This window comes from Kribbella sp. VKM Ac-2566 (genome assembly GCF_004366005.1).
Lineage (GTDB): Bacteria > Actinomycetota > Actinomycetes > Propionibacteriales > Kribbellaceae > Kribbella > Kribbella pratensis.
Map to the genome: position 1 here is coordinate 1212008 of NZ_SODT01000009.1, position 18058 is coordinate 1230065.

Here is an 18058-nt window from a genome sequence, read left to right on the forward strand (position 1 = left end):
CAGTTGCTGTCAGCAGCCGACGCGGTAGCGGCCGGTGACTGCCGTGTAGGTGCAGGTGTCGAAGGTCTTGCCGGCCGGGGTCTGGAAGCGGGCGGTGTCGCCGGTGTTGTTCCAGATGTACCAGCTCTGGTTCCAGTACAGCGTGAGTGCGCGGTTCCGGTTCTTGCCGGTGCGGACGATGACGGTCGACCGGCCTGGGAGCACGTAGCCGCGCGGGAACACGAACAGGTGGTTGGCGGCGTCCAGGACGCGGAAGCCGGACAGGTTGATCGGCCGCGAGCTGATGTTGCGGACGGTGAAGAACTCGTTGTTCAGTTGGGCGTTGGTACGGTCGTCCGCGCCCGGCGGGTCGTACTGGATGCCGCTCAGGACGACAGTGATCGCCGCATCGGCCGGCAGTGGTGCGAGAGCCGCCGTACCGGCCAGCACCAGGGCGGCTGTGGCGGCGGAAAAGAGCGCGCGAAAGCGTCGTACGAACAAGGAATGTCCCCCTAGGCAGTGGGCCGAATTCCCCCCGGCCCGATGAGTGCAAGCTGCCGGTTCCCCCCGGCGGACGCACGCTATCCGTCACGCTCCGTGCTCGTCAAGCCCTCAATCAAGGCTCGTCGCGACGCCGTGCTCGAGTAGCGCGACGCGGTCCTCCAGCCCGGCGTCACGGAACGCAGCGATGAACTGCTCCGGGCCCTCGCTGAAGTGCGCCCAGCCTTCGGTGTGGACCGGGACGATCGTCGCCGCGTCGAGCAGGCGGGCCGCCTCGACCGCGTCCGCCGAGGTCAGGGTGAGGTTGGCGCCGTCCAGGAGCGCGGTGCGCGCGGCGCCCGCGAACAGGACCGCGACGTCGATCGGCGCGAACCGGTCGGCGATCTCCTTCACGAGACCGAGCGAGGCGTTGTCGCCGGAGACGTAGACGGTCGGGAGTCCGTCGCCCTGCAGGACGAATCCCGTGACCACGCCGAGGACCTCCTCCGCGCCTTCCGGGCCGTGCAGCGCCGGTACGCCGGTCACCGTGATCACGCCGCCGTCCGGCCGGGGCAGATCGATCGACTCCCAGTTCTTCAGCCCGCGGACGCCGGGGATGCGGACGGCCGCACCGGGGGTCGAGACGACGGTCGGGATGGACGGGAGCAGCGCGCGGCCGGCGTCGTCGAGGTTGTCCTTGTGCTCGTCGTGCGAGACCAGGGCCACGTCGATCGGGCCGAGCTCCGCGGCCGGGATCGCCGGGCCGGTCAGCTTGGTCATCACCCGGCCCGGGAGCTGGTAGTCGCGGGGCTCGTCGAACGCCGGGTCGATCAGGAACGTGAGGCCACCGAGGTCCAGAACGGCGGTCGGGCCGCCGATGTGCGTGATCTTCATGACCACGATCGTCCGGCCTGGCGATCCGTCTCACCATTGGCCCGCGAGTCATCGTTCCTGAAGATCGGGCCATACTGTCCCCATGCGTACTGTCGCGGTCCTCGCGTATCCCGGGATGAGCCCGTTCCATCTGTCCGTGCCGTGCCTGGTGCTCGGCGAACGTCGCGGGCTGCCGGCGCGGTACGACGTACTCGTCTGTGCGGAGGAGCCGGGATCGTTCGCCACCAGCGCCGGGTTCGGCATCACGGTGGATCACGGTCTCGAGGTGATGGACCGGGCCGATGTCGTGGTGCTGCCGAGCTGGGAGCCCGGTCTGGTCGCGTCCGACGTACTGCTGGACGCGATCCGGCGGGCACACGCGCGGGGAGCGATGGTGGTAGGGCTGTGCCTCGGGGCGTTCCTCGTGGCGGAGAGCGGGCTCGCCGACGGGCGCGAGGTGGTGACGCATTGGCGCTTCGCCGACGAGCTGCGGTCGCGGTATCCGGACCTGAAGGTGCGCGCCGACGTGCTGTGGTCGGATCAGGGGGACGTCGTCACATCGGCCGGTACGGCGGCCTCACTGGACTGCTGCCTGCACCTGGTGCGCACGCACCATGGGGTCGAGATGGCGGAGAAGGTTGCCCGGGACATCGTGGTGGCGCCACATCGAAGCGGGTCGCAGGCGCAGTACATCCCGGTGCCGGTGCCGCCGGACCCCGCCGACGACGTGATCGAGAAGGCGATGGTGTGGGCGCGGGCACGGCTCGACCAGCCGGTGTCCCTCGACGAGTGGGCGGGAGCGGTGGCGATGTCACGTCGTACGTTCACCCGGCAGTTCCGGGCGCGGACCGGGAGCTCGGGACAGGCATGGTTGTTGCAGCAGCGGCTGGACCGAGCACGGTTGTTGCTGGAGACAACAGACCTGTCGGTCGAGCGGGTGGCGGCGGAGAGCGGGTTCGGGAGCAGCGACGCGCTGCGACACCACTTCCACGGGTTGCTGGGTACGACGCCGCAGCGGCATCGGCAGGAGTTCTACAGCACGAGCAGGATGTAGATCACCGGCGCGGCGAACGTGATCAGCAGGATCCAGGCCATCATCCGGTGCGCGGGCTTGCCACGGTCGAGTGACGACGCGAAGTACAGCACGGCGCCTTCCTCGGTATGGCGGCTCAACCCCATCCGCTTGGCCTCCTCGGGCCGCGGATCCGGCCGCTCCTCGGCGAACGCCTCCGGATGAATCCCGAAATGCGCCGGCTCCGCCCGATCCACATCATCCCGCTCGTACATCCAACCTCCCGCAGGCCGGTGGACCAGGGTCCTCACCCCCATGATCCCACTCGCTGAACCGCCACGCAGACATATCCACTCCACCGGCTCGACCCGTGGACGATCCCACCGCCCGCCGCCCGACGGCGGGGACTGGAGACAGGCACTGGTGACCGGGAACAGGCAATACCAAGTCCCCACGCACCACTGCCTATCGCACGATCCCGGAGCGGCTGGTCACGACCCACACCTGGGACACGACAGCCGCAGAACCCACTCGCAGCGGCTCGTAAGACCGCGCGAGGGGGTTACGCCTGAGGCAGCTCCACACCTACGAGAAGTTCGCCACCCAGGCCTTGCGGTCCGTGTAGCTGAGGCACCCGATCAAGACCGGGAACGTGCACCGCTTCGCGGAGCCGAGGCCGACGCCGAGCGTCGTCAGGTTGCAGTTCAGAACCGTGCTTCGGGCGCTCGACATCAGCCTGTCGTAGGCCTGCTGCGCGGTCATCTTGTCGCCGCCTGCACCCACTTGGGACCCGTCGGGATCGTCCATACCGCTGCCGGTCTTGGCGCGGCTGCCCGCGGTCGCCTCGGCACTGTTGGTGAGGCTCGGGTCTTCCTTCAGGCGGGCGCAGCCGTTGTTCACGCGGGCGTTGTCGATCAGGTCGAAGAGTTGCTGCTCGTCGGCGTTCATGCCGCCGTCGACCGGTGGTGGCGGGGTCGTGGTGGTGGTCTGGGTCGGGGTGGGGGTGGGGACTGTGCGGCCCGGGGAGGTTGGGGCGGTGGTGGGCTGCGTTGTCGGGGCCGACGTCGGTGCGGTGGTGGGGGTCTTGGAGGACTTGGTGGTGGGGGAGTCGGTCGGGGTGCTCGTCGGACTGCTCGACGGAGTTGTCGAGGGGGTTTCCGACGGGGTGCTGGTGGGGGTGGCCGTGGGGGTCGCCGTTGGCGGGACGGTGACTCGGGCCGAGGGGGTTGCGACGGCTGCCTTGGTGGTGGGCGTGATGTAGGTGTCGTCGGTGCGGGTGACGATCGGGATGGATGCGTCCGCCTCGTCGTTCTGCGGCTGGTGCAGCAGGATCCACGAGATCGGCGTGATCACCAGCAGGACAGAAGCAATGGCAATCACCGTACGGCGGCCACGAGCCGACCGCCCAGCCGCCGCCGACCGTGCCGCAGTCCGCCGTCCCGGCCCAGAACCGCCAGGCCCAGAACCACCAGGCCTCCCCGGCCCAGAGGCCCCACGCCCGCCGCCCGAGGCACCAGCGGCAGCAACATGCTCGTTCCCCGAGTCGGTCCCACCGACCTCAGACCCAGCACCCGCGTACGCCGCCGCGCCCACACCTGCACCAGCCACGCCGCCGTCCACACGATCCGCGCCGAACTCTCTCGCGCCAACGCCAGACGTGCTCGCGCGGGCCGCGTCCACGCCGGATTCCCCGACGCCGAACGCGCCCGCGGCTACGCCGGACGTGCTCTCGCGAACGCCGAACGCGCCCGCGGCTGCGCCGGTACCTGCGGCTGCGGTGCCGAAGGCGCTCTCGCCGACGCCAGACGTGCTCGCGCGGGGCGCGTCCACGCCGGATTCGCCGGCGCCGGACGCGGTTGCGGGTGCGCCGGTGCCTGCGGCTGCGGGGCCGAATGTGGTTGCGGCTGCCTCGGGGCGGGTGGTTGGGCGGCGGGTGGCCGCTGCGGACAGGTCGTCTGCGGCTGAGCGGGTTGTACCTGCGTCAGCTGCACGTCCCGAGGCGGTGCCTAGGGAGGCCCAGTCGTCGGCGGCTCGGCGGGAGGACCAGGTGCCGGCGGTTTCGCCGAGCGGTGCCGGCGCCGGGGCCGGGGTCTCCGTGCGGGCGGCCGCACGGCGTGCCCGCGTGGGTGGTTCGGGGTCGCTGCCTGCGATTGACTGGTCGACCCACGACGGCGTACCACCAGCAGGCCGCCGGCTTCCGAGACCCGGCTCCTCAGACGGCCGAGTAGGCAGACCGGAGCTGGTGTCGGGTGCGGTGTAGCTGGGCAGCGCACCGCGCGGGGCGTACTGCGGCGTGGCCGGACGTGACTGGTTGCCGCCGGCCCAGAACGGGGACTCGCTGGACGTGGCGCCCTTCGGCGCGCTCGCCCAGAACGGTGACTCGTCGCTGGTCCGCGGCGCGTAGCGCGGCGGTTCGGGTGGTGCGGGCGGGGTGGTTTCCGCGGGCGGAGTGGGCCGATTGCCGGACCGCGACGAACGGGAGGCCGCTCGCGTCGCTTTCCTGCGTGGTTTGTACCGGCCGTTGCCGGACTCGGACATTATTTCGTTGTTCCCTTCGAAGTCGCGCCCCCACGACGTGCCTCGTCAGATCGAGACGCCTCACACGTCGTCTCACCGGAGCCCCCCAGGACCGCCCGGCACCATGACAAGGATCGATTGAGGTCCTGTCTGGCGATTCCCCGCCTACTGCACCGCACCGAGCACCTGCTCGCGACGGCGCGGAATCGCCAGACAGGACCTACCCGCCGGGACCGGCGGTGAACCGGCCGGACATTGTGGCCCTGGAACAACGTTCTGGCCACTCTCGGTGTTCTGGACACGATGACAACCACGATGGCTCCCCGGTCTCAGCTTCTGCCGAAGTCCTGGACCCAGCTGCCCGGTCCCCAGTCCGACCGCACCTGGCCCGGGTCGTATCCGACGCCGATCGTGGTGAACCGGCAGTTCAGGATGTTCTTGCGGTGCCCGTCGCTCTGCATCCACGCGGCCACCACCTTCTGTGCGCTGTCGTAGCCGGCCGCGATGTTTTCGCCCCAGCTCGACCCGCGGTACCCGGCGGCCGCCATCCGATCGCCCGGGTCCTGTCCGTCGGGATTCGTGTGGTCCAGGTAGTGCCTGCGGACCATGTCCGACGCGTGCTTGCCGGCGGCTTCGACGAGTGCGCTGTCCAGCCGGAGCGGGCCGCAGCCCTGCTGTTCACGGATCTGGTTGGTGTACTCGAGGACCTGCCGCTCCTGCGTGTTCGTCCCGCCGCCACCGGCCGGCGGCTCCGGGGTGTCGCTCGGCGTCGGGTCGGTGGACCGCGTCTTGGTCGGCGTCCGAGTCGGTGTACGGGTCGGTGTCGTACTCGCGGTCTTCGTCGGCTTGCCGGTCTGGGGCCGGGTGGTGCGTGGCGTCGTCGGCGGCACCGTCACGGTGGTCACGCCGACGGTCGGCGCCGTCGGCGTGGTGAGCACGTTGCTGGGGGTGTCGCTCGACGTACCTGGGCTCGTCGGGGTCGCGGAGGAGGACGCGGCCGCGCCGAAAGCCGGCGTACCGAGGACTGCTGTCGTCGTTCGGCCGTCCGGCAAGGTCTTCGTGATGGTCATCAGCGGCGTGCCGGCCGTCGTACCCTCGACCGCCGATCGGCCGTCGACGCGGGTGCCGTCGGAGACGTACTGGACCCTGGCGGCGTCGTCGACCCGGTTGGTGTCGCGAGACATCAGCCAGACCACCGGTCCGATCGCGACCAGGACCGAGAGCGCGCTGACGACAGGGCCGACCAGGCCACGGCTCCGCCGGGGAGCTCGTCTACTGCCGCGGTGCCGCCGGGGGGTAGGCGAATCCGTCATGGGATGGGCGAATCCTCTTCGTTTTTCGTACCGAGTTGCGCGTCGTTCCCCGTGGTCCAGCCAGGTCCCCCCTGGTCTCACCGAACAGCGACCTTAACCGACGCGCAAGGTCATCGTTACGGAGCCGAGTGCCCTCTTAACGAATCCTGAAGAAAACGATTGACTGACCGCCGCGAACCTCGCCCCGAGGGCGGTCAGCCGCCGAAGTCCTGCACCCAGCTGCCGTTGCCCCACTCCGGCTTCACCTGGCCGCTGTCGTAGCCGATCCCGATCATCGTGTAGGTGCAGTTGAGGATGTTCGCGCGATGCCCTTCGCTGTTCATCCAGCCCTTCACGACCGCGGCCGCGCTCGTGTAGCCGACGGCAATGTTCTCAGCCATCGCGCCGCCCCGGAACCCGGCCGCCTTCATCCGGTCGAACGGGCTGCGGCCGTCCAGGCTGTCGTGCGCGAAGTAGTGCTCGGCAACCATGTCGGCGGCATGCGCCTCGGCGGCCTGGGTCAGCGACTTGTTGGTCCGCAACGGTCCGCAGCCGGCCTTCGCCCGCTCCTGGTTGGTCAGATCCAGCACCTGCGCCTCGGCCGGGCCCGATCCGCCGACCGGCTCCGAGGTCTTGGTCTTCCTGGCCGGCGTCGGCGTCGCCGAACGAGTCGGCGTCGACGTGGTGGGCTGCGGCGTTCGCGAGCTGCTCCGGCTGGGCGCCGATGTCGTCCGGCTCGGCCGCGGCGTCACCTTCTTCGTCGCAGACGGAGTGGACGGAGTCATGGACGGAGTACGGCGAGGTGTGTACGACGGGCTCGTCGGACGGACCGGCGTGGCCGACGAGGCGTCGTCGCTCGCGGTCGCCATCGTGACCGGAGTGTCCTGGCTCGTCACCGTGCTGCTGTCCGACTGACGCAGTACGAACCACCCGGCACCGGCCACCAGCACCAAAGCCGACAAGGACGCGAGGAGCGGACCGGCCACGTTGTGTCGCGATGGCCGTCGGTGGTTCGTCATGGTGTGCAGCCTTGCCCAGGCCGACGCCCGCCAACTCCTGAACGGCCCGCGCTTAACAACGCTTTGACTATGGCAATCGTTTGAATCTCAGCGGCAACGGGCGATGACGATGTCGGCGATCACCTTCCAGCCCAGGCTCCGGTACAGCCGCAGGCCGTCGATCGACGCGATCAGGATGCCGCGTTTCGCACCCTTCGCGGCGGCCGCTTCGACCAGCGAGGCCATCACCGCGCTGCCGAGTCCGCGCCGGCGGTGCGCCGGGTCGGTCTCGATCCGGTCCGCGACCGCGTCCTCGCCGACGACCGCCATCCGGCCGCTCGACACCACTCCGCCGTGCATCGTGGCGCGGGTGATGATCAGGTCGTCCTCGAGCTCGGTGTGCAACGAATATCGCTCGTGCAGCTTCAGCGCCGGCTGCTCCGAGAGCTGGATCGTCATCAGCCAGTCCTGGTCCTGCTGGACCTCGAGGCCGAGCTCCTCAAGTTGCTCGATCCTGGCTTCCTTGTCATCGGTGGCCAGCGTGATCCAGCCCGAGCCGCGCCCGCCGCCGTCGGCGAGGGCCAGCTGGGCGGCGCGGTCCACCCGTTCCGGTTTGTCGTCGGCATCCAGTACGACGTACTCCGTCGGCCGGCTCTCCTCACCTGCCCGGACGATCAGGATGCCGTCGTTGTCCTCCTCAACCGTGGTCCAGCCCCGCGAGACGGACCACCCGGCCTGCCAACGGCGGACGAGTTCCTCACGATCTCTCACCCGTCGATTCAAGCAGCCCGGCAGCGCGACGGCGAGGGGAACCGGTGTCGTTTGTCACCAACTCGCCGTAAACCACTGCCTTCAGCCCGTTACCGCGTGCCCGAGATGTCAGCCGCCGGGGTGTTCGGCGGCGAGCAGGTCGTAGGTGAGGAGGTTGTTGTAGGTGCCGTCGCGGCGGGGGTCGGCGAGGCGCTCGTTGGCGACCTGGGTGAAGCCGTTGGCCTCGGCAACGTGCGCGGACGCGGTGTTCCCGTCGGCGCACCTCAGCACCAGCCGGCGACGGCCCAGACCGCCTTCCTCGATCGGCCGGAAAGCGTGTGCGATCACCAGCTCGACGGCCGTCGACATCACCTTGCGGCCGCGGGCGTCCGGGTGCATCCAGTACCCGATCTCGCCGACCGTCTTGTCCATCCGGTGGTTCAGACCGAAGACGCTGACGTTGCCGAGCAACTCGTCGGTGACCGCGTCGGCGACCGCCCACGCGACCGCCTCACCACTGGCCGCCGCATCCGGCCGGCTCGCGATGAATCCCTTGGCGTCCTCGAGTCCGTACGGCGACGGCATGCCCGTCAGCCACTGCTGCGTCCGCTCGTCGGCGCAGGCCTCCATCACCCGTTGCGCGTCCGATTCGCGCAGCTCCCGCAGCCGGATCGCACCCCCCTCGAGCACCGGCACCGCCCACCAGTTGCCCTTCGGCTCGAGCTCGTCGTCGCACCCGATCGTCGCGACCCACTCGTCCTTCCGTACGCCGCGCGAGCGGCCGCCGCCCGGAATCGTCACCAGCCCACGGAATCCGGTCTTCCACGCGACCCGGCGGCTGGCGTAGTTGCCGACGTACGCGCGCCAGATGACGCGCTTCCAGTCGAGGCCGTCGAACGCGTACCGCACCACCAGCTTCAGCGCGCGGGTCATCACCCCGTTGCCGCGGACCTCGGCCGACACCGCGAACCCGACCTCGCCGACACCGCCCTCGCCGTCGCGCAGGTCGATGGTGCCGACGTAGTTCCCGTCGTACTCGATCGCCCAGGCCCAGGCGGTGTTGTCGCGCCAGCCGGCCGGGACCACCTCGGTGAGGAAGTTCACCGCGTGCTCGTGCAGGTACGGGACCGGGATCGTGGTCCATTCCTGCATCACCGGGTCCTGGCACATCCGGTACGCCGGCTCTACGTCGGCGGCCGTGTGCGCACGCAGGGTCACCACACCGTCGGTCAGCACCGGGACGTCGTCGGGAAATCGCATGCTTCAGGGTGACGCGCTGCCACTGGCCGGGCAACACATTTCCCTGCCGGCGGGACTATTCTGTGGACGTGAACGCAGCCGGAGCAGAACCGCCACGCGGCCGCGGCGGCCAGCTCGCCGCCCAGCGGCAGGCCACGATCGTTGCCGAGGTCAACAGCCGGGGCGCGATCACGGTCGCCGAACTGGTCGACCGGTTCGGGGTCTCGGACATGACGATCCGGCGCGATCTGGACGCCTTGGACTCCAGCGGCCTGCTGCACAAGGTGCACGGCGGCGCGACGTCCGTCGGCCTGCGCAGCGCGCACGAGCCGGGCTTCGACGCCAAGCTGACCCAGGAGTCCGCGGCCAAGCAGGCAATCGCGGCCGAGGCCGCCACCCGGGTGCAGCCGGACAGCGCGATCGGCATCGGCGCCGGTACGACGACGTACGCGCTGGCTCGTCAGCTGTTGCGGGTGGAAAACTTGACGGTTGTCACGAACTCGGCGCGGATCGCCGATGTGTTCCACGGCAACGGGCGCTCGGACCGCACCGTCGTACTCATCGGCGGTATCCGCACGCCGTCGGACGCGCTGGTCGGCCCGATCGCGACCGCGGCGCTGGCGTCACTGCACCTGGACCTGTTGTTCCTCGGCGCGCACGGTGTCGACGCCGAGCACGGGTTGAGCACGCCGAACCTGATGGAGGCCGAGACCAACCGGTCGTTCATCGCCGCCAGCCGTGAGGTGGTCGTGGTTGCGGACCACACCAAGTGGGGCACCGTCGGGCTCAGTACGTTCGCGACCTGGTCCGACCTGGACGTGATCGTCACCGACAACGGCCTCACGCCCCCTGCCCGTAAGGCCATGCGCGATACAGGATGCGACCTCGTCATTGCCTCTAGCTGACCCTGGAAGCACCTGCTGACGGGGTCGCGGCCAGCGAGCTCGGGGCCGAGAAACCGTGTTCCGCAAAGGCTTTCTCGATCGCGGACAGTACGGCGTCGGCAGCCGAGGCCTCGACCAACGCGATGATGCAACCGCCGAAACCGCCACCGGTCATCCTTGCACCGAGGGCCCCCGCCTCCAGCGCGGTGTCGACCGCAACATCGAGTTCCGGCACGGTGATCTCGAAGTCGTCGCGCAACGAGGCGTGCGACGCGGTGAACAGCGGACCCACCTCGCGTAGCTTGCCGGCCCGCATCAACGCGACCGCGTCCTCGACCCGGCGGATCTCGGTCACCACATGCCGCACACGCCGCCGTACGACGTCGTCCGACAGCCGCGCGAGCGCCTCGTCGAGGTCCTCGAACGCGATCGACCGCAGAGCCGGTACGCCGAGCTCGGCCGCCGCCTGCTCGCAGCTCTTCCGGCGCGCGGCGTACTCGCCGTCGACGTGCCGGTGCGGTGCCTTCACGTCGACGACCAACAGCGCGAGATCGTCGGCCGGCGGGTCGAACGGGATCTGGTCTGTGGACATCGCGCGGATGTCGAAGAACAGCGCATGGCCCTCGGTGCAGCACATCGAGGCCATCTGGTCCATGAGTCCGACCGGCGCGCCGACGTACTGGTTCTCGGCCTTCTGCGCCAGCCGCGCGATCTCGGCCGGGTCGACCTCGAGGTCGCGCAGGCCCAGCAGCGCCACGAACGTCGCGCAGAGCAGGGCGGCCGACGACGACAGGCCGGCGCCGGACGGGAGGTCGGACTCGACCAGCAGGTTCGCGCCGCCGATCGGGTAGCCGGACTCGCGCAGGATCCAGGCCGCACCGGCCGGGTACGCCGCCCAGTCGCCGACCGAGCCCGGGGCCAGGTCGTCGATCGCGAACTCGATCACGCCCCGCTGCCCGCTCGACGCGACCGCGATCCGGCCGTCGTCCCGCTTCGAGGCGGTGACCAGGATGCGGTTCGGCAGCGCGATCGGGAGCACCAGGCCGTCGTTGTAGTCGGTGTGCTCGCCGATCAGGTTGACCCGTCCCGGGGCACGCCAGCTGCCGTCGGGCGACGTACCGAAAACCTTCTGGAAGCTCACTGGCCGGCCTTTCGCAGAGTCTCGGCCACATCCTCGGGCCGGGTGTCGCTGATGAACGCGCCCATGCCGGACTCGGAGCCGGCCAGGTACTTGATCTTGTCCTTGGCCCGCCGGATCGACAACAGCTCCAGGTGCAGGTAGCCGAGCTCGCGATCGATCCGGACCGGGGCCTGGTGCCAGGCGGCGATGTACGGCAGCGGTTCGCCGTACAGGCCGTCGAGGCGGCCGAGGACGTCGAGGTACAGCTCGGCGAAGTCGTCGCGCTCGCCGACCGACAGCTCGTCGATGCCGCCGACCTGGCGGTGCGGGTACAGGTGCACCTCGACCGGCCAGCGGGCGGCCTCCGGGACGAACGCGGTCCAGTTGCCGTTCTCCGCTACGACCCGCGTGCCCTCCTTGCGCTCCGCGGCCAGGACGTCGGCGAACAGATTGCTGCCGGCAACTTCCTGGTGCTTGCGGGCCTGCCGCAGCAGGTTCTGCATCCGCGGCGGGAGGAACGGGTAGGCGTAGATCTGGCCGTGCGGGTGGCTGAGGGTGACGCCGATCTCGCGCCCGCGGTTCTCGAACGGGAACACCAGCTCGACGTCGTCGCGGGCGCCGAGCTCGGCGGTCCGGTCGGCCCAGGTGTCGACGACCAGCCGGGCCTGGCCCTGGGACAGATCGGTGAACGAGCGGTTGTGGTCGCTGGTGAAGCACACCACCTCGGTCCGCCCCGGGCCGGCGAAGGACGGGAACCGGTTCTCGAAGACGGCGACGTTGTAGTCGTGGTCCGGGATCTCGGTCGGGTTGCCGGGCTTGCTCGCGCACAGCGGGCACTGGTCGGCCGGCGGCAGGTACGTCCGGGTGTTGCGGTGGGTGGCGTAGGTGATCACGTCGCCGGTCAGCGGGTCCGTGCGCAGCTCGACCTGCGGCTGCGGGGCGGGCAGGCCGCGGGTGTCCTCGAGCGGCACCCGGGCCGGCGCGTCGGACGGGTCGTAGTAGATCAGCTCGCGGCCGTCCGACAGTCTGGTGTCGGTCCGGCGTACACCGCGCGGTGTGTTCATGGTGTGACCCCTCCCGGCCGTACGACGCGTCCGGCCAGGAATCATCATAAACCGACAAACTCGAACACGCACGAGGGACCGCGTGACCGGTAGGCTTGGTAGATGGACGACTACGCCCAACGCACGCCCTCTCGACAGCTGACGAGAGGGCGCTAGGAACTCCGACCCATGAACGAAACCCTGCTCAACATCGTCCTGATTCTGGTCTTCGTGCTGATCGGCGGGGTCTTCGCCGCGGCCGAGATGGCCCTCGTCTCGCTCCGGGAGAGTCAGCTCAAGGCGCTCTCGCACCGCGGCCGGCGCGGCGAGATCGTCGCCAAGGTGGCCGCCAACCCGAACCGGTTCCTGTCCGCCGTGCAGATCGGCGTGACCCTGATGGGCTTCCTGTCCGCCGCCTTCGGTGGCGCGACGCTCGCCGACGGCCTTGCGCCGCAGCTGGAGAAGCTCGGGCTGCCCGAGTCGGTGGCCGGCACGGTCGCGCTGGTGCTGATCACGATCCTGATCTCGTACGTCTCGATCGTGCTCGGTGAGCTGGCCGCGAAGCGCCTGGCCCTGCAGCGGGCCGAGGGTTTCGCGCTCGCTCTCGGGCCGTTCGTGGACCGGATCGCGTCCGGCGCGCGGCCGGTGATCTGGCTGCTGTCGAGGTCCACCGACCTGGTGGTGCGCGCGCTCGGCGGCGACCCGAACGCGAACCGCGAGGTGATGACCGACGAGGAGCTGCGCGACGTCATCTCCGCGCACGAGTCGCTCGGTGTGGAAGAGCGCAAGATCGTCGACGACGTCTTCGAGGCCGGTAGCCGGCAGTTGCGCGAGCTGATGCTGCCGCGCACCGAGGTGGATTTCGTCGACGCCGAGATGCCGGCGTACAAGGCGGTCAAGTTCGCCGCCGAGCGGCCGCACTCGCGGTACCCGGTGATGAACGGCTCGGCCGACGACATCGTCGGCTTCGTGCACGTCCGGGACCTGTTCGACCCGGCGGTCGCGACCCGCTCGGTGCGGGTGGGCGACCTGGCGCGCGAGGTCCTGATGCTGCCGGACACCGCGAAGCTGCTGCCGACGCTGACCGAGATGCGCCGCCGCAGCACGCACCTCGCGATCGTCCTCGACGAGTACGGCGGCACCGCCGGCATCGTCACGCTCGAGGACCTGGTCGAGGAGCTGATCGGCGACATCAAGGACGAGTACGACGAGGAGCCGGCCGAGACGACCCGGCTCCGCAGCGGCGACATCGAGGTCGACGGCCTGCTGAACCTGGACGACTTCGCCGACGCGACCACGATCGAGCTTCCCGACGGGCCCTACGAGACCGTCGGCGGGTTCCTCGCCGCCCGCCTCGGGAAGGTCCCGTCGACCGGTGACGAGGTTCCGATCGACGCCCACACCCTGACCGTGACCGAGATGGACGGCCGCCGGGTCGCCCGGGTCCGTCTCCACCTGGTCAAACCGTCAGAAGAGGCTCCGGCCGAGCAACCAGAACCCGCCGCCGACTGAGCACAACCAGCCCGCCCACGACGTACCCGAGGCCCTGGAAGACCAGGATCGGGATGATGCCGACGGCGTCGCCGAGCAGGCCGCCCGCGGCGATGCCGAGCAGGACCGCGACGCTTTCGGCGGCGCCGACCGCGCCGTAGATGCGGCCGCGGGTGCCGTCGACGGTGAGGTTCTGGAACACCGTCATCATCCCCGCGACGGTGAGCGCGCCGGGCAGGCCGACGACGATCATGCAGACGAACGCCGGGATCACGCTGTCCGACGCCAACGGGTAGAGGAACAAGGCGATGTCGATCAGACCGAAGGCGAAGGCGCCGACTCCCCACAGGGTCGCGGCCGGCCAGCGGGAGCCGATCGCGGCCGCGATCAGGCCGCCGACGATTCCGCCGATCGCCTGCGACGACACGATCAGGCCGTACACCTTCCCGTCGCCGCCGACCTCGGCGCTGACGAACGGCGCGAACAGCGTGCTCATGATCCCTTCGCCGACGCCGGTGACCAGGCAGAACACGAAGAACAGCCGCATCGCCGGACCCGCGACGCACAGCCGCAGTCCCTCGGTCCACTCCTCCTTCAGCCGCTTGATCGCGCCGCCGGCCGTTTCTTCCTTGGGTTCGGGGCGTTCCTGACGGTGTCGCATCGCGGCGACCAGCACCACCGCGGCCAGGAACGTCACGGCATCGCCGACGGCGAGCAGCGTGAGTCCGCCGGCGGCCGCGAGCACACCGCCGAGCGCGGCGCCGACCAGCCTTGCGAGGTCGCGGATCTGGCTGTTCAGGGCATTCGCGGTCACCAGTTGCTCGGAGTTCACGAGGAGCGGGACCAGTGATTGCTCGGCGGGCGTGAAGAACTGCTGTAGACAGCTCTGCGCCAGTACGACGCCGTACACGATCCAGATCGTGCTCGCGTCGTGGACGGCGATCAGCGGGAGCAGTACGACGGCGTTCAGCACGTTCGTCACGATCATCGTGGTGCGTTGGTTCCACCGGTCGACGAAGACGCCGGCCAGCGAGCCGAGCAGTACGGCGGGGAGGAACGACGCGAGGAGCAGTCCACCGGACGCGAGGGTCGAGCCGGTCAGTACGTACACCTGGAACGCGAGCCCGGTGCGCAGCAGCCAGTCGCCGGTGAGCGAGATCAGACCGGCGCTGAGCATCAGCCGATAGTCACGCTGCCGCGCGAGGACGCCCCACAAGTCCTTCATCTGCTACTCCTCCGGCGAGATCGTGACGATCTGGGTGAACGAGACATGCCGGCTCCCCGCCGGCCGGGTGGACTTGTCGTCGATGGGCCGCTCGTCGACCCAGCGCTGCAGGATCTCGTTGATCTGGCCAACGATCTCCGCCAGCTCCTCGCCGGTCAGGTAGAGGCCGGTCTGTCCGATGCCGGAGTTGTCCCGCCAGGCCGGGTCCGCCTGCGGGCGCTGCTCCTGCCACTTCGCCAGCGCGTCCAGCGCCCGCTCGGCCATCAGCTGCTCGAGTACGTCGGCAGCGGCCGCGCCTTCGGACGTCTTGATCGCGTCCCGCCACGACTGCGACGTGGACACCAGGCGCCACGGCCGCTCCCGGTTGTCCTTGCCCGGTGCGGGCTCGACGAAGTCGTACTTCGCCAACTGCCGCAGGTGGTGCGACGCCAGCGCCTGGCTGATCCCCAGCCGCCGCGCCGCATCGGCCGCGGTCAGCGGCCCTTCCCTGCCCAGCAGCGACTGCAGGTCCAACCGCACCGGGTGCGCCATCGCCCGAATGGCCAGCGGATCGTCGAGCAACCGCGCCCGCCGCGGATCCTTCTCCAAAGACATGCTTGGAATATGCGGCAGCCCGAATCCAATGTCAAGCCGTTGCTTGGAATAAGCGGCGCCGTACCGGCGAACGCCGGAAAACGGCGAAATGTCGAGTGTTGCCGGTTGTGTCCGACCTCTGCTGCGAAGATCCAGTGACTGCCCGAAAGGACACCGACATGAAGTACCTGCTGATGATCCACAGCAACCCGATCACCTGGGGTCACCCGTCGTTCCTGCACACCGAGGAGGGCAAGGCCCTGCCGAAGAAGGCCCGGGAGGCGCTCGCCGCGCAGCTCGACAACCTGCTGAACGAACTCGACGCCAGCGGCGAGCTGATCAACGCCGTCCCGCTCGACCCGCCGTCGAAGACCCGGGTGGTCCGGGTCCGCGAGGGCGTCCGCGCGACCACCGACGGCCCGTACTCCGAGGCGAAGGAGCAGCTCGCCGGCGTCTTCCTCATCGACGTCGCCAGCCAGGAACGCGCCGAAGAGGTCGCCGCCACCATCCCGGAGGCGGGCTTCTACGCCGTCGAAGTCCGCCCGGTCTCAGTGTTCGACTAGGCGTTGGTGGTTCTCGATTGTTGCGAGGGCGGGGTCGAGGGCGCCCAGGGCCAGCCAGGTGGCGCCTCCGACCCCGTCCCGGGCGGTCAGTACGTCGCCCGCGAAGTGCTGCCGGATGAGATGTCCCACAGGAGAAGATTCACCGGCGACACTGCCCGCGAGCACCATCGGGCCCTTGTCCGACGTTGTCTTCAGTCGTGCGGCGGTTTCTGTGAGCAACTCGGCTGCGCGTTTCACCAGGGACCGCGCGGTCTCGTCGTCCTGCGCGTACGCCGCCATCACCGTCGGCGCGAGTTCCGCGAGCAGAACGGGTGGCCGGCTGTTCACCGTTCGCACCAGGTCGTCACGCAGTGCGTCGTATCCTTCACGTTGTGCAGCAGCATGCTCGTCCCGATCGGGCAGGATCGCTTGTACGACGGCCTGCCCGAGCAGCCCGAGCGGCTCGCGGAGATCCAGAGCCTGCAGCACGCTGCGCACGGCCTCCCGGCCGAGCCAGAACCCGGAGCCGTCGTCGCCCAGCAGCCAGCCGTGTCCGCCGGCGGTGCGCAGCAGTTGATGATTGCGCACCAGGCCGGCGTTGCTGCCGGTGCCGGCGATCAGCACGGTCCCGTCGGGTTCCGGCGTACCTGAGGCGAAAGCGACCTCGAGATCGCCGATGTAGTCGGGCGCAACGGTGAGGCCGGCGCCGGTCCACGCCGCCTCGAACTGGGCCGCCACGTCCGGGCGCGCGAGCGCCACCCCGCCGGCCATGCCGACCACCCCGGCCTTGACGGCGGTCGGGTCCAGCCCGGACAGTGCGGCGTGAAGGGCCTGCCCGAAGTTGGCCGCCGCACTCACCGGATGACTGGTCGGATTCCCTCCTGCTGCGGCGCCGCGACCGATTACGTTGCCCTCAGAGTCCGCGATCACGATCCGGGTGGAAGTGCCGCCGAGGTCGCCGCCGAGGACCAGTGGTCCGGCAGGTATCGGGACCACCTGGTCGACAGGTGCGGCGTCAGCGTCCGGAAGCGGGCCTTCGACCGACATACGCGATGCTCCAAACTGCTCGAAAGAGCCTATAAGTAAGCACAAGCAAACAAGGTTACGCAACGGTCCCGATCTGGGGAGATCACACGAATGAGCCTTGACTTTAGCTACGAGTTGAGAAAAGTTCTGTCCAGCAAACAGCAAACTTGCGCATTTGTCGGCACTTGGAGTGTCGCCGGCGAGCAGATCAGTCGAGGGGTGGGCCGTTGATGGCCAGCAGTAACACGGGGGAATCCACTGGCGTGAGCGCACAGGCGTATGTTCAAACGCTGATGCCCATCCTGGCCGCGGTCACCACCCAGATCGACGGCCCGATCCAGCAGGCCGCCGACCTGATGGTCACGTCGCTGCGCGCGAACGGCGTCATCCAGGCCTTCGGCTCCGGCCACTCCGAGGCCCTCGCGATGGAGATCGCGGGCCGGGCCGGCGGACTGATCGCCTCCAACCGGATCGCCCTGCGCGACCTGGTGCTGCTCGGCGGCGAGCCGAAGGAGCTGCTGCGCAGCGCGGAGCTCGAGCGCGACCCGGCGTACTCCCGGAAGCTCTACGAGCTGTCCGCGGCCCGCGAGGGCGACCTCTTCGTCATCGCCTCCAACTCAGGTGTGAACGGCTCGATCGTCGAGCTCGCGAGTGTGGTCAAGGAGCACGGTCACCCGCTGATCGCGATCACCTCGCTGCAGCACACCGGCGGTATGGACTCGCGGCACCCGTCCGGCAAGAAGCTGATCGACTTCGCGGACGTGGTCCTCGACAACCAGGCGCCGTACGGCGACTCGGTTCTGGACCTGCCCGACGGTGCGGGCAAGGTCTGCGCGGTGTCGTCCATCACGGCTGCGCTGATCGCGCAGCTGCTCGTTGCCGAGGTACTGCGCCGGATGACCGAAGCCGGCGAGACGCCGCCGGTGTACCTGTCCGCGAACATCCCGGGCGGCGACGAACACAACCATGCCCTTGAAGCAAGGTACGCCGGTCGCATCCGGCGTACTGCGTGAA

Annotated in this window: 19 protein-coding genes; 6 read left to right on the forward strand and 13 right to left on the reverse strand. The window is 69.5% G+C overall.

Translation table 11 applies throughout. The features are described 5' to 3' along the window. Window positions 1–9: 9 nt before the first annotated feature. Both EV647_RS17300 and EV647_RS17305 read right to left on the reverse strand, forming a co-directional pair. Window positions 10–480 carry a lamin tail domain-containing protein gene (locus EV647_RS17300; protein WP_134003894.1) on the reverse strand — a complete coding sequence of 157 codons (471 nt, stop codon included), beginning with the start codon at window positions 478–480 and terminating at the stop codon, window positions 10–12. A gap of 111 nt (window positions 481–591) precedes the next feature. Next, window positions 592–1353, reverse strand: coding sequence for an MBL fold metallo-hydrolase (locus EV647_RS17305; RefSeq protein WP_134003896.1), 762 nt, complete (start codon window positions 1351–1353; stop codon window positions 592–594). Window positions 1354–1435: 82 nt separating this feature from the next. On the opposite strand from EV647_RS17305, the gene EV647_RS17310 reads away from it, so the two are divergent. Next, complete coding sequence (locus EV647_RS17310) at window positions 1436–2386, forward strand: GlxA family transcriptional regulator (RefSeq protein WP_134003898.1); 951 nt, start codon at window positions 1436–1438, stop codon at window positions 2384–2386. Here the strand turns inward: EV647_RS17310 and EV647_RS17315 are convergent. The 4 genes from EV647_RS17315 to EV647_RS43040 all read right to left on the reverse strand — a co-directional run bounded on the left by EV647_RS17315 (window position 2365) and on the right by EV647_RS43040 (window position 6743). Beyond that, window positions 2365–2619 (reverse strand): hypothetical protein, encoded by a 255-nt coding sequence (locus EV647_RS17315; RefSeq protein ID WP_134003901.1) that lies wholly within the window; start codon window positions 2617–2619, stop codon window positions 2365–2367. The genes EV647_RS17310 and EV647_RS17315 overlap by 22 nt on opposite strands. Before the next feature lie 310 nt (window positions 2620–2929). Beyond that, entirely contained in the window at window positions 2930–4882 is a 1953-nt protein-coding gene (locus EV647_RS43035) for a hypothetical protein (protein ID WP_238177250.1), read from the reverse strand. 308 nt (window positions 4883–5190) lie between these two features. Beyond that, window positions 5191–6174 carry a CAP domain-containing protein gene (locus tag EV647_RS17325; RefSeq protein ID WP_134003903.1) on the reverse strand — a complete coding sequence of 328 codons (984 nt, stop codon included), beginning with the start codon at window positions 6172–6174 and terminating at the stop codon, window positions 5191–5193. Window positions 6175–6368: 194 nt separating this feature from the next. Beyond that, on the reverse strand, window positions 6369–6743 hold the full coding sequence (locus EV647_RS43040) for a CAP domain-containing protein (protein ID WP_238177251.1): 375 nt from the start codon (window positions 6741–6743) through the stop codon (window positions 6369–6371). Here EV647_RS43040 and EV647_RS43045 point away from each other — a divergent pair. After that, window positions 6727–7068 carry a hypothetical protein gene (locus EV647_RS43045; RefSeq protein WP_238175875.1) on the forward strand — a complete coding sequence of 114 codons (342 nt, stop codon included), beginning with the start codon at window positions 6727–6729 and terminating at the stop codon, window positions 7066–7068. The genes EV647_RS43040 and EV647_RS43045 overlap by 17 nt on opposite strands. Window positions 7069–7259: 191 nt before the next feature. Here the strand turns inward: EV647_RS43045 and EV647_RS17335 are convergent, their stop codons facing one another. Further along, the gene (locus tag EV647_RS17335; protein ID WP_133785044.1) at window positions 7260–7922 is read right to left on the reverse strand and encodes a GNAT family N-acetyltransferase; all 663 of its coding nucleotides are present in this window, start codon (window positions 7920–7922) and stop codon (window positions 7260–7262) included. Window positions 7923–8030: 108 nt separating this feature from the next. Next, window positions 8031–9161, reverse strand: coding sequence for a GNAT family N-acetyltransferase (locus tag EV647_RS17340; protein WP_134003907.1), 1131 nt, complete (start codon window positions 9159–9161; stop codon window positions 8031–8033). Window positions 9162–9229: 68 nt separating this feature from the next. On the opposite strand from EV647_RS17340, the gene EV647_RS17345 reads away from it, so the two are divergent. Then, window positions 9230–10045, forward strand: coding sequence for a DeoR/GlpR family DNA-binding transcription regulator (locus EV647_RS17345; RefSeq protein ID WP_134003909.1), 816 nt, complete (start codon window positions 9230–9232; stop codon window positions 10043–10045). On the opposite strand, the gene galK is transcribed toward EV647_RS17345, so the two are convergent. Both galK and galT read right to left on the reverse strand, forming a co-directional pair. Further along, window positions 10038–11165 (reverse strand): galactokinase, encoded by a 1128-nt coding sequence (gene galK / locus EV647_RS17350; RefSeq protein ID WP_134003910.1) that lies wholly within the window; start codon window positions 11163–11165, stop codon window positions 10038–10040. The two genes, EV647_RS17345 and galK, sit on opposite strands and share 8 nt — an antisense overlap. Next, on the reverse strand, window positions 11162–12208 hold the full coding sequence (gene galT / locus EV647_RS17355) for a galactose-1-phosphate uridylyltransferase (protein WP_134003912.1): 1047 nt from the start codon (window positions 12206–12208) through the stop codon (window positions 11162–11164). The genes galK and galT overlap by 4 nt, the downstream gene beginning before the upstream one ends. 168 nt (window positions 12209–12376) lie before the next feature. Here galT and EV647_RS17360 point away from each other — a divergent pair, with 168 nt between their 5' ends. After that, on the forward strand, window positions 12377–13699 hold the full coding sequence (locus EV647_RS17360; RefSeq protein ID WP_134003914.1) for a hemolysin family protein: 1323 nt from the start codon (window positions 12377–12379) through the stop codon (window positions 13697–13699). Here the strand turns inward: EV647_RS17360 and EV647_RS17365 are convergent. Continuing rightward, window positions 13647–14903 (reverse strand): MFS transporter, encoded by a 1257-nt coding sequence (locus EV647_RS17365; protein WP_134003916.1) that lies wholly within the window; start codon window positions 14901–14903, stop codon window positions 13647–13649. The genes EV647_RS17360 and EV647_RS17365 overlap by 53 nt on opposite strands. Window positions 14904–14906: 3 nt before the next feature. After that, a complete protein-coding gene (locus EV647_RS17370) occupies window positions 14907–15497 on the reverse strand; it encodes a helix-turn-helix transcriptional regulator (RefSeq protein WP_134003918.1) in 591 nt (196 codons plus the stop codon). 158 nt (window positions 15498–15655) lie between these two features. On the opposite strand from EV647_RS17370, the gene EV647_RS17375 reads away from it, so the two are divergent. Continuing rightward, window positions 15656–16039 (forward strand): YciI family protein, encoded by a 384-nt coding sequence (locus EV647_RS17375; RefSeq protein WP_131344491.1) that lies wholly within the window; start codon window positions 15656–15658, stop codon window positions 16037–16039. Here EV647_RS17375 and EV647_RS17380 read toward each other — a convergent pair. Continuing rightward, window positions 16025–17065 (reverse strand): N-acetylglucosamine kinase, encoded by a 1041-nt coding sequence (locus tag EV647_RS17380; protein ID WP_134003920.1) that lies wholly within the window; start codon window positions 17063–17065, stop codon window positions 16025–16027. The genes EV647_RS17375 and EV647_RS17380 overlap by 15 nt on opposite strands. Before the next feature lie 209 nt (window positions 17066–17274). On the opposite strand from EV647_RS17380, the gene EV647_RS17385 reads away from it, so the two are divergent. Continuing rightward, window positions 17275–18057, forward strand: coding sequence for a sugar isomerase domain-containing protein (locus EV647_RS17385; RefSeq protein WP_134003922.1), 783 nt, complete (start codon window positions 17275–17277; stop codon window positions 18055–18057). The last annotated feature ends 1 nt before the right edge of the window (window position 18058 follow it).

Bases quoted from the DNA above. Each gene is read 5' to 3' on its own strand.
- EV647_RS17305 (WP_134003896.1), bottom strand. From the start codon at position 1,353: ATGAAGATCACGCACATCGGCGGCCCGACCGCCGTTCTGGACCTCGGT.
- EV647_RS17310 (WP_134003898.1), top strand. From the start codon at position 1,436: ATGCGTACTGTCGCGGTCCTCGCGTATCCCGGGATGAGCCCGTTCCAT.
- EV647_RS17315 (WP_134003901.1), bottom strand. From the start codon at position 2,619: ATGTACGAGCGGGATGATGTGGATCGGGCGGAGCCGGCGCATTTCGGG.
- EV647_RS43035 (WP_238177250.1), bottom strand. From the start codon at position 4,882: ATGTCCGAGTCCGGCAACGGCCGGTACAAACCACGCAGGAAAGCGACG.
- EV647_RS17325 (WP_134003903.1), bottom strand. From the start codon at position 6,174: ATGACGGATTCGCCTACCCCCCGGCGGCACCGCGGCAGTAGACGAGCT.
- EV647_RS17340 (WP_134003907.1), bottom strand. From the start codon at position 9,161: ATGCGATTTCCCGACGACGTCCCGGTGCTGACCGACGGTGTGGTGACC.
- galT (WP_134003912.1), bottom strand. From the start codon at position 12,208: ATGAACACACCGCGCGGTGTACGCCGGACCGACACCAGACTGTCGGAC.
- EV647_RS17360 (WP_134003914.1), top strand. From the start codon at position 12,377: ATGAACGAAACCCTGCTCAACATCGTCCTGATTCTGGTCTTCGTGCTG.
- EV647_RS17365 (WP_134003916.1), bottom strand. From the start codon at position 14,903: ATGAAGGACTTGTGGGGCGTCCTCGCGCGGCAGCGTGACTATCGGCTG.
- EV647_RS17370 (WP_134003918.1), bottom strand. From the start codon at position 15,497: ATGTCTTTGGAGAAGGATCCGCGGCGGGCGCGGTTGCTCGACGATCCG.
- EV647_RS17375 (WP_131344491.1), top strand. From the start codon at position 15,656: ATGAAGTACCTGCTGATGATCCACAGCAACCCGATCACCTGGGGTCAC.
- EV647_RS17380 (WP_134003920.1), bottom strand. From the start codon at position 17,065: ATGTCGGTCGAAGGCCCGCTTCCGGACGCTGACGCCGCACCTGTCGAC.
- EV647_RS17385 (WP_134003922.1), top strand. From the start codon at position 17,275: ATGGCCAGCAGTAACACGGGGGAATCCACTGGCGTGAGCGCACAGGCG.